The 8034-nt window shown below is 66.0% G+C and carries 7 protein-coding genes; 5 read left to right on the top strand and 2 right to left on the bottom strand.

The window, feature by feature from the left end; all coding sequences use genetic code 11:
• On the bottom strand, positions 1–943 hold a 943-nt coding region (locus B3446_RS09290), incomplete at its 3' end, for a DUF2157 domain-containing protein (protein WP_291380284.1).
• Positions 944–1005: 62 nt separating this feature from the next.
• Between B3446_RS09290 and B3446_RS09285 the strand changes: the two genes are divergently transcribed.
• From B3446_RS09285 to B3446_RS09265, 5 genes are all read left to right on the top strand, one after another.
• Complete coding sequence (locus B3446_RS09285; RefSeq protein WP_291380282.1) at positions 1006–3645, top strand: DNA topoisomerase III; 2640 nt, start codon at positions 1006–1008, stop codon at positions 3643–3645.
• A gap of 118 nt (positions 3646–3763) precedes the next feature.
• On the top strand, positions 3764–4822 hold the full coding sequence (locus B3446_RS09280) for an ABC transporter substrate-binding protein (RefSeq protein WP_105241316.1): 1059 nt from the start codon (positions 3764–3766) through the stop codon (positions 4820–4822).
• Entirely contained in the window at positions 4822–5592 is a 771-nt protein-coding gene (locus tag B3446_RS09275) for an ABC transporter ATP-binding protein (protein ID WP_191578353.1), read from the top strand. Before B3446_RS09280 ends, B3446_RS09275 begins: the two co-directional genes overlap by 1 nt.
• 13 nt (positions 5593–5605) lie before the next feature.
• A complete protein-coding gene (locus tag B3446_RS09270) occupies positions 5606–6460 on the top strand; it encodes an ABC transporter permease (protein WP_291380278.1) in 855 nt (284 codons plus the stop codon).
• A gap of 14 nt (positions 6461–6474) precedes the next feature.
• A complete protein-coding gene (locus B3446_RS09265) occupies positions 6475–7254 on the top strand; it encodes an SDR family oxidoreductase (protein ID WP_291380276.1) in 780 nt (259 codons plus the stop codon).
• Between the two features lie 55 nt (positions 7255–7309).
• On the opposite strand, the gene B3446_RS09260 is transcribed toward B3446_RS09265, so the two are convergent.
• Positions 7310–8034, bottom strand: a 725-nt coding sequence (locus tag B3446_RS09260; protein ID WP_291380274.1) for a thiamine pyrophosphate-dependent enzyme, incomplete at its 5' end; no start/stop codon positions are given.

Raw genomic sequence — 8034 nt, 5'->3', positions numbered from 1 at the left:
CTGCGGCCGGCACGGGGACCGGCGCTTCGTTGCTCAGGCCACGCAGCCAGCGGGCGGCCACGACGGCCTCGGCCATCAGCAAGGCGGCCAGCGGCAGCGCTGCCCACACGCCGGGCTCCAGCCGCCACAGCCATTCGCCCACGACGCGCAGCGACACGCAGATGACGCCGGCGGCCAGCATGGCCAGGATGACGAGGTCGCGCCGGCCGCGCTGATAGTACAGGCCAAGTCCGAGCGTGACGGCAACCCACGCGATGCCGTTGTAGGTGCCCAGCCCGCCGACGATGGAGTCGCCAAACATCAAGGCCAGGACCAGCACGCTGATCGCGATGGCGGCCAGGATGCGCGGTCCGAATACGGTGCTGGCGCGCCAGCGGCGCGCGGCCATTTCCCAGCCGAAGAGCAGTACCAGGTTCAGGGCGGCCATGAGAAGACTGGGCAGACCCGGACCGCCGAAGATCATCAGCCACGTAAAGACACGTTCGCCCAGCCACAACGCGGCCGCAAGATTGAGCACCAGCGCCCAGAGCAGCCACACCGCCTGGCTGCCTGCGGCAAGCGCCCATGGCAGCAGCAGCACTGCCCACCACGCGAACAGTTCCCAGGTATCGGCACCCGTCTGATATGTTTGGCCCAGCAGCGCGAGCAGCGCGCCGAGCAGAATGCCGGCCAGCGCCAGCAGCGCGCCGGGTATGCTGCGCCGCACGCCGGGCCGGGCGCGCAAGCGCAATCCGGACCACGCGGCGGCCAGCGCGCACACGGCCAGAAGACCCTGCACGCCGGCAAAGCGCTGCATTTTTGTCATGTCCTGCCAGTTGGCGGCAACCCAGCAAACGGCAGCGCTGCCCAGCAGCAAAACCCCTAGCCACAAGGTGCTTCGCGACAAAAATTGACGCCAAGCGTGCAGTTCGGATCCCGCTTTGGTTTCAGTGCCGACTTGCATCTGGCGAATCTCCGATCTTATTATCCGCGCTGATACGGCGGGACTACCGCCACTGGATACACATGAATAAAACGCTGATTATTGCCGAGAAGCCCTCGGTGGCCCTTGATATATCACGCGCCTTGGGAGGCTTCGCGCGCGAGGGCGACTATTTTGAAAGCGAACGTTACGTTCTCGCTTCCAGCATCGGCCATTTGCTCAGCTTGGTCGCGCCCAACGATCCGGTCAAGGGAAAGTGGAGCTTCACGCACCTGCCCGTGATTCCGCCTGCGTTCGAATTGGGCCCGACCGACAAGAAGTCCGCCGAACGCCTTAAGCTGCTTGTCCGCCTGGCCAAGCGCAAGGACGTGGACGCCATCATCAACGCCTGTGACGCGGGACGTGAAGGCGAACTGATCTTCCGCTACATCGTTCAATATGCGGGCGTGAAGAAGCCGATTCAGCGCCTGTGGCTGCAGTCGATGACCCAGGCCGCCATCCGCGAGGCCTTCGCCAACCTGCGCGACGATACGCAGATGAAACCGCTGGAAGCCGCCGCGCGCTCGCGCGCCGAAGCCGACTGGCTGGTCGGCATCAACGGCACGCGCGCCATGACCGCCTTCAACAGCAAGGACGGCGGTTTCTTCAAGACGCCGGTCGGCCGGGTGCAGACGCCCACGCTGGCCATCGTGGCCGAACGCGAAGAGCGCATCCGCCGCTTCGTGCCGCGCGACTACTGGGAAGTGCGCGCCACCTTCGTCGCGGCCGCCGGCCTGTACGAAGGCCGCTGGATCGACCCGCAATTCAAGAAAGACGACAAAGATCCCGAAAAGCGCGAGTCGCGCCTGTGGTCGGCCGCCGCCGCGCAAAGCGTGGTCGCCGCCTGCCGCGAGAAGCCGGGCAGCGTGACCGAAGAATCCAAGCCGTCCAGCCAGATGTCGCCGGCCCTGTACGACCTGACGTCGCTGCAGCGCGAGGCCAACGGCCGCTTCGGTTTCTCGGCCAAGACCACGCTGGCGCTGGCGCAGACGCTGTACGAACGCCACAAGGCGTTGACCTATCCGCGTACCGACTCGCGCTACCTGCCCGAGGACTACATCAGCACGGTGCAGGAAACCATGCGCGCGCTGGCCAAGGGCGGCTCCAACGCCGTGGGCGGCCTGGCGCGCCATGCCGACACCGTCGTCAGCCAGCAGTGGGTCAAGCCGAACCGCCGCATCTTCGACAACAAGAAGGTGTCGGATCACTTTGCCATCATCCCCACGCTGCAGATCCCACACGACCTGAGCGAAGCCGAGGCCAAGCTCTACGATCTAGTGCTCAAGCGCTTCCTGGCGGTATTCTTCCCCGCCGCGGAATACCGCGTCACGACGCGCCTGACCGAAGTGCAGGGCCACCGCTTCCGCACGGACGGCAAGGTGCTGGTCAATCCGGGCTGGCTGGCCGTTTACGGCAAGGAAGCCCAGGGCGAGGACGCCAACCTGGTGCCGGTGGCGGACGGCGAGACCGTGCGCACGGAAGAAGTCGAAGCCGTCGGCCTGTCGACCAAGCCGCCCGCGCGCTTTAACGAAGGCACGCTGCTGTCGGCCATGGAAGGCGCCGGCAAGCTGGTGGACGACGAAGAACTGCGCGAGGCCATGTCCGAACGCGGCCTGGGCACCCCGGCCACGCGCGCGGCCATCATCGAAGGCCTGCTCAACGAAAGCTACCTGCGCCGCGAAGGCCGCGACCTGGTGCCCACCGCCAAGGCGCGCCAGCTCATGACGCTGCTGTCGGGCCTGGATGTGGCTGAACTGACCTCGCCCGAACTCACCGGCGAATGGGAGCACAAGCTCAAGCAGATCGAGCAGGGCGGACTGGGCCGCGAGGCCTTCATGCGCGAGATCGCGCAGATGACGCAAGTGATCGTCAAGCGCGCCAAGGAATACGAGCGCGACACGGTGCCGGGCGACTACGCCACGCTGACCACGCCCTGCCCCAAGTGCGGCGCGGTGGTCAAGGAAAACTACCGCCGCTACGCCTGCACGGCCTGCGACTTCTCCATCGGCAAGCACCCGGGCGGCCGCACGTTCGAGCTGCCGGAAGTCGAAGAACTGCTGGCCAAGCGCGAGATCGGTCCGCTGCAAGGCTTCATCAGCAAGATGGGCCGGCCGTTTGCCGCCATCCTGCGCATCAGCGACGAGTACAAGCTGGAATTCGACTTCGGCCAGAATGACGAAGACGACAACGAAGCGGTGGACTTCTCCGGCCACACGCCGGTGGGTCCTTGCCCGAAATGCCAGTCGCGCGTGTTCGAGCACGGCATGAGCTACGTCTGCGAAAAGTCGGTCGGCCCCGAGAAGTCTTGTGATTTCCGTTCGGGCAAGGTCATCCTGCAGCAGGAGATCTCGCGCGAGCAGATGGAAAAGCTGCTGACCAACGGCCGCACCGATTTGCTGGACGGCTTTGTGTCCAGCCGCACGAACCGCAAGTTCAAGGCGTTCCTGGTGCGTCAGCCGGACGGCAAGGTCGGGTTCGAGTTCGAGCCGCGCCCTGAGAAGCCGGGCCGCGCGCGCGCGCCGGCAAAGACGGCGACGAAGACCGCCACGAAGACGGCGGCCAAGACGGCTGCGAAGAAGGCGCCGGCCAAGAAGGCGGCGGCCAAGACGGCCACTAAGACGGCAACCAAGACCGCCGCCAAGAAGGCCGTGAAAAAGGCCGCACCCAAGAAGACCGCGGCGTAATCCGCACCGCGTCGCAAGACCGAACGCCCGGGAAACCGGGCGTTTTCCATTGTTGGGCAGCAATCGCTGGGGTATTGTTGACGCCAAACAGCTGCAACCCAGACACTTCGAGGACGACATGACCCGTAGCTCCGACTTCACCACCCGCCGCCGCGTGCTGGCTGCCGCGTCCGCCTTCGCGGGCATCAGCCTGCTCAACGGGCGCGTCGTTTTCGCGCAGCCCAAGCTGGGCAAGGTCGTGTACGGCCAGGGCAGCATCGACCCCTTTTTCGCGGCCGGCTATGTGGCGCTGAAAAAGGGCTTCTTCGGAGAAGGCGGGCTGGAGGTCGAGTACCTGAATTCGCAAAGCGGCCCGCGCACCAACCAGTTGCTGGCCGCCGGCCAGATCGTGTTCGGCGCCACGGCAGCCACCGCCGCGCCCGCGCTGACCATCGCGGGCAAGCCCGCCGCGCTGGTGTTCGGGTTTGATCGCAAGCTGACCTACGCCAACGTCATCGTGCGCCGCGAAGACTTTGAAAGCGGCAAGATCAAGTCGATGAAGGACCTGGCGGGCAAGCGCGTGGGCGCGACGCAGCCGCAGTCCAGCACGTGGCTGATGGCGCTGTACCTGATGCAGAAGGCGGGCGTGGCCGACAAGGTCGACATCCGCCCCCTGGGCGATCTGGCGACCATGCTGGGCGCGCTCAAGACCGGCTCGGTGGCCGCCAGCATGGCGACCATGTCGATGATGGAGCAGGCGCGCCAGGAAGGTTGGGGCGTGCCGATCTTCGACGCCACCACGGAAGCCTCGTGGAACGAGTTCATGGGCGGCGACGTGCCCGGCATCGCGGCGCTGACGCTGCAGGACACCATCCAGAAGCGCCCCGAGGTCGTGCAGGCCTTCGTGACCGCCATGGTCAAGGCGCAGGACTTCATCACGGCCAACAGCGCGGCCGCCATCACGGACGTGATCTACGACGATTACCTGAGCGCCTTCCCGCGCCCCGCCATCGAGAAGACGCTGGGCGTCTACAAAGAGACGGTCTTCCTGAAGGACAACATCATCACCGAGGACGCGTACAACCGCATGACGGCCATCATGGGCGACGGCCGCCAGTTCTCGAACGAAGAAATCAAGACCGTGCCCTACGCCAAGTGCGTGAACATGAGCTTCGTGCGGAAAGCCCGGGGCCTTTGATGATTACGCTGGACAAGGTAGGCAAGGCGTACCAGTCGCGCCAGGGCACGACGCACGCCGTGGGCGAGGTCAGCCTGACCATCAACGAAGGCGAATTCGTGTCCATCGTCGGACCGTCCGGCTGCGGCAAGAGCACGCTGCTGAACATGATCGCGGGCTTTCTGCGTCCCACCACGGGCACCATCAAGGTGGACGGGCGCGTGGTGGATGGGCAGGTGCCGCCGGCGCTGGGCTACATCTTCCAGAAGGACACGCTGTTGCCGTGGTTCAGCGTCAGGAAGAACGTGGCGCTGGGGTTGAAGTTTCAGGGCGTGCCGGCCGACCGGATCGCCAAGCGTGTCGCCGAGCTGCTGGAACTTGGCCACCTGAGCGCCTTTGCCGACGCCTTTCCGCATCAGCTCTCCGGCGGCATGCGGCGGCGCGTGGCGCTGTTGATGAGCCTGGCCGTCGAGCCGCGCATCCTGCTGCTGGACGAGCCATTCGGCGCGCTGGATACGCACACCAAGACGCACCTGCATCGCGAATTGATGGAGATCTGGCGCAAGCTGGGCCAGACCATCGTGATGGTCACGCACGATCTGGACGAAGCGATCCTGCTGTCGGATCGCGTCGTGGTGCTGTCCGGCCCGCCCAGCCGCGTGCTGCTGGACGAGCGCATCCAGATTCCGCATCCGCGCGACGTCTTCACCCTGCGCGAAACGCCGCAGTTCGTCTCCCACGTGCAAAGCCTCTGGAGCGTGCTGGGCCAGCAGTTCCGCGCCGCCGCCTGAACCGATACGCGTCATGACCTCGATTGATACCGCTGACACCCTGCAGGACCAGCTTCGCCTGGACCGCCGCGCCGCCGTCGCACGCCGCGTGCGCATCACCTTGTGGCAGGTCCTCATCCTTGCCGTGATCCTGGGCTCGTGGGAAATGCTGACGCGCATCCCGTGGTTTGCCCAGAACACGCTCTTCGATCCCTTTTTCATCAGCCAGCCCTCGCGCGTGGCCGTGCGCCTGTGGGAATGGCTGCAACCCGGGCCGCGCTCCGTGTGGCCGCATCTGTGGCTGACGCTGCAGGCCACGCTTGTCGGATTAGTGGTGGGCGTGGGCAGCGGCTTCGTGGTGGGCATGACGCTCAGCCGCAGCCGCTTTCTGGCCGACGTATTCAATCCGTTCATCGTGGCGTTCAATTCCATGCCGCGGATCGCGTTCGTGCCGCTCATCACCATGTTCTTCGGGCTGGGCCTGGCGTCCAAGGTGGTCACGTCGTGGTTCGTCGTGTTCTTTCTGGTGTTCTTCAACACTTACAAGGGCGGACGCAGCGTGGAGCGGGAACTTGTCGACTTCTGCCGCACGCTGGGCGGCTCGCCGCGCCAGATCCTGTGGCGCGTGCGCATTCCCACGGCGGCGGCCTGGACCTTCGCAGCGTTACCCAATGCCATCAGCTTTGCGCTGATCGGCGTGGTGCTGGCGGAATTCGTGGGTTCGACCACCGGCATGGGCTATTTGATGATCACCGCGCTGGCGACGCTGAACGCCACCGACATGTTCGCAGCGGTGACGCTGCTGTCCATCGTCGGCATTGCGCTGGTTTATTGTGTGACGTGGATTGAACGGCGGCTCTTGCACTGGGCGCCGGAATTCCGGGAATGAGCGAGGCCCGATTGATGAAGACACTTCCGTATCTGCGCAATTTCGACCTGACGGGACAGGTGGCGCTGGTGACCGGCTCGGCCCGCGGGCTGGGCTTTTGCATCGCGCGGGCGCTGGCCGGCTGTGGTGCGCGCGTGCTGATCAACGGCCGCAATGTTGAAGCGGTCAACGCGGCGGTGGCCGAACTGACCGGCGCCGGCCTGGACGCGCATCCGCTGCCGTTTGACGTGAGCGACGACGCGGCGATGGCAGAGGCCTTCGCACGCATCGACAGCGAGCACGAGCGCCTGGACATCCTGGTGAACAGCGTGGGCGCGCGCAACCGCAAGACGCTGCGCGACACCAGCCCGGCCGAAATCCGCGAGCTGATCGACACGGATCTGGTGGCCGGCATGCTGCTGGCCAAGTTCGCGGCCGAGCGCATGATGCGCCAGGGTGGCGGGCGGCTGATCGCGATCACGTCGGTGGTGGGGGAACTGGCACGCGCGGGCGACGCGGTGTATCCCGCGGCCAAGCAAGGGCTGACCGGCATGGTGCGCGCGCTGGCGGCGGAATTCGGCCCGCACTGCATCACCAGCAACGCCATCGCGCCGGGGACGTTTGCCACGGAAACCAACGCGGAGATGGTGGCGGATCCGCAGTTCGGCCCGCGCGTTGCTGCGCGCAATCCGACGGGGCGTTGGGGAGAGCCGGAGGAAATCGCGGGCGCCGCCGTGTTCCTGGCGTCCCCCGCAGCGTCGTACGTGAACGGTCACGTGCTGGTGGTGGACGGCGGGTTGTCTATCCAGTTTTGAAGACGGTGCGGGCGTCAGCGGCTGCAAGCCGTCTGACACCCACTTCGGCAACGTCTCAGGTCGTCTCGTCCTGATACCACACGCCTTCGGCCAGCATCATCTTCTGGTGGCCATGCCCCGCAGGCATCATCGGGAAGCAGTTTTCCTGCGCCGTGACCGCCACGTCCAGGAAGTACGGACCGTCATGCGCCAGGCACTCAGCCAGCGCGGCATCCAGCTTGGCGGGGTCATCCACCCGCGCCGCGCCCCAGCCGAAGGCCCGCGCCAGCGCCACGAAATCCGGCAGTGACGCGTTGTAGCTGTGGCTGTAGCGGCCGCCGTGGATCAGTTCCTGCCATTGGCGCACCATGCCCATGTAGCCGTTGTTGCACAGCACGACCTTGACGGGCGTCTCGTGCTGCATGGCGGTGGACAGTTCCTGGATATTCATCAGCACCGACGCATCGCCGCTGACGCAGACGACCGTCTTGTCCGGATGCGCGACCTGCGCGCCGATGGCGGCGGGCACGCCGTAGCCCATGGTGCCCGCGCCGCCAGACGTCAGCCAGCGGTGGGGACGGTCAAAGCGCAGGTATTGCGCGGCCCACATCTGATGCTGGCCCACGTCCGTCGAAACAATCGCATCGCGGTCCGCCAGCGCGGCATTCAGGCGCGACATCAGGTGTTGCGGCAGGATGGCGTCGGGCGCGGGCGTGAAGCCCAGGCAGTCCTGCGCGCGCCAGGCGTCGATGCGCTTGAACCAGGGCGCCAGGCGCGCGGGCTCGAGCGGCGTGTCGCCCA

Origin of the sequence: Achromobacter sp. UBA5777 (assembly GCF_002418565.1) — a bacterium.
GTDB classification, from domain to species: domain Bacteria; phylum Pseudomonadota; class Gammaproteobacteria; order Burkholderiales; family Burkholderiaceae_B; genus Achromobacter; species Achromobacter animicus.
The sequence above is the reverse complement of the archived record's forward strand: the minus strand, read 5'-3'. Positions and strand labels throughout refer to the sequence as shown.

Coding starts and splice junctions, on each gene's coding strand:
- B3446_RS09285 (WP_291380282.1), top strand. CDS start 1,006: ATGAATAAAACGCTGATTATTGCCGAGAAGCCCTCGGTGGCCCTTGAT.
- B3446_RS09275 (WP_191578353.1), top strand. CDS start 4,822: ATGATTACGCTGGACAAGGTAGGCAAGGCGTACCAGTCGCGCCAGGGC.
- B3446_RS09265 (WP_291380276.1), top strand. CDS start 6,475: ATGAAGACACTTCCGTATCTGCGCAATTTCGACCTGACGGGACAGGTG.
- B3446_RS09270 (WP_291380278.1), top strand. CDS start 5,606: ATGACCTCGATTGATACCGCTGACACCCTGCAGGACCAGCTTCGCCTG.
- B3446_RS09280 (WP_105241316.1), top strand. CDS start 3,764: ATGACCCGTAGCTCCGACTTCACCACCCGCCGCCGCGTGCTGGCTGCC.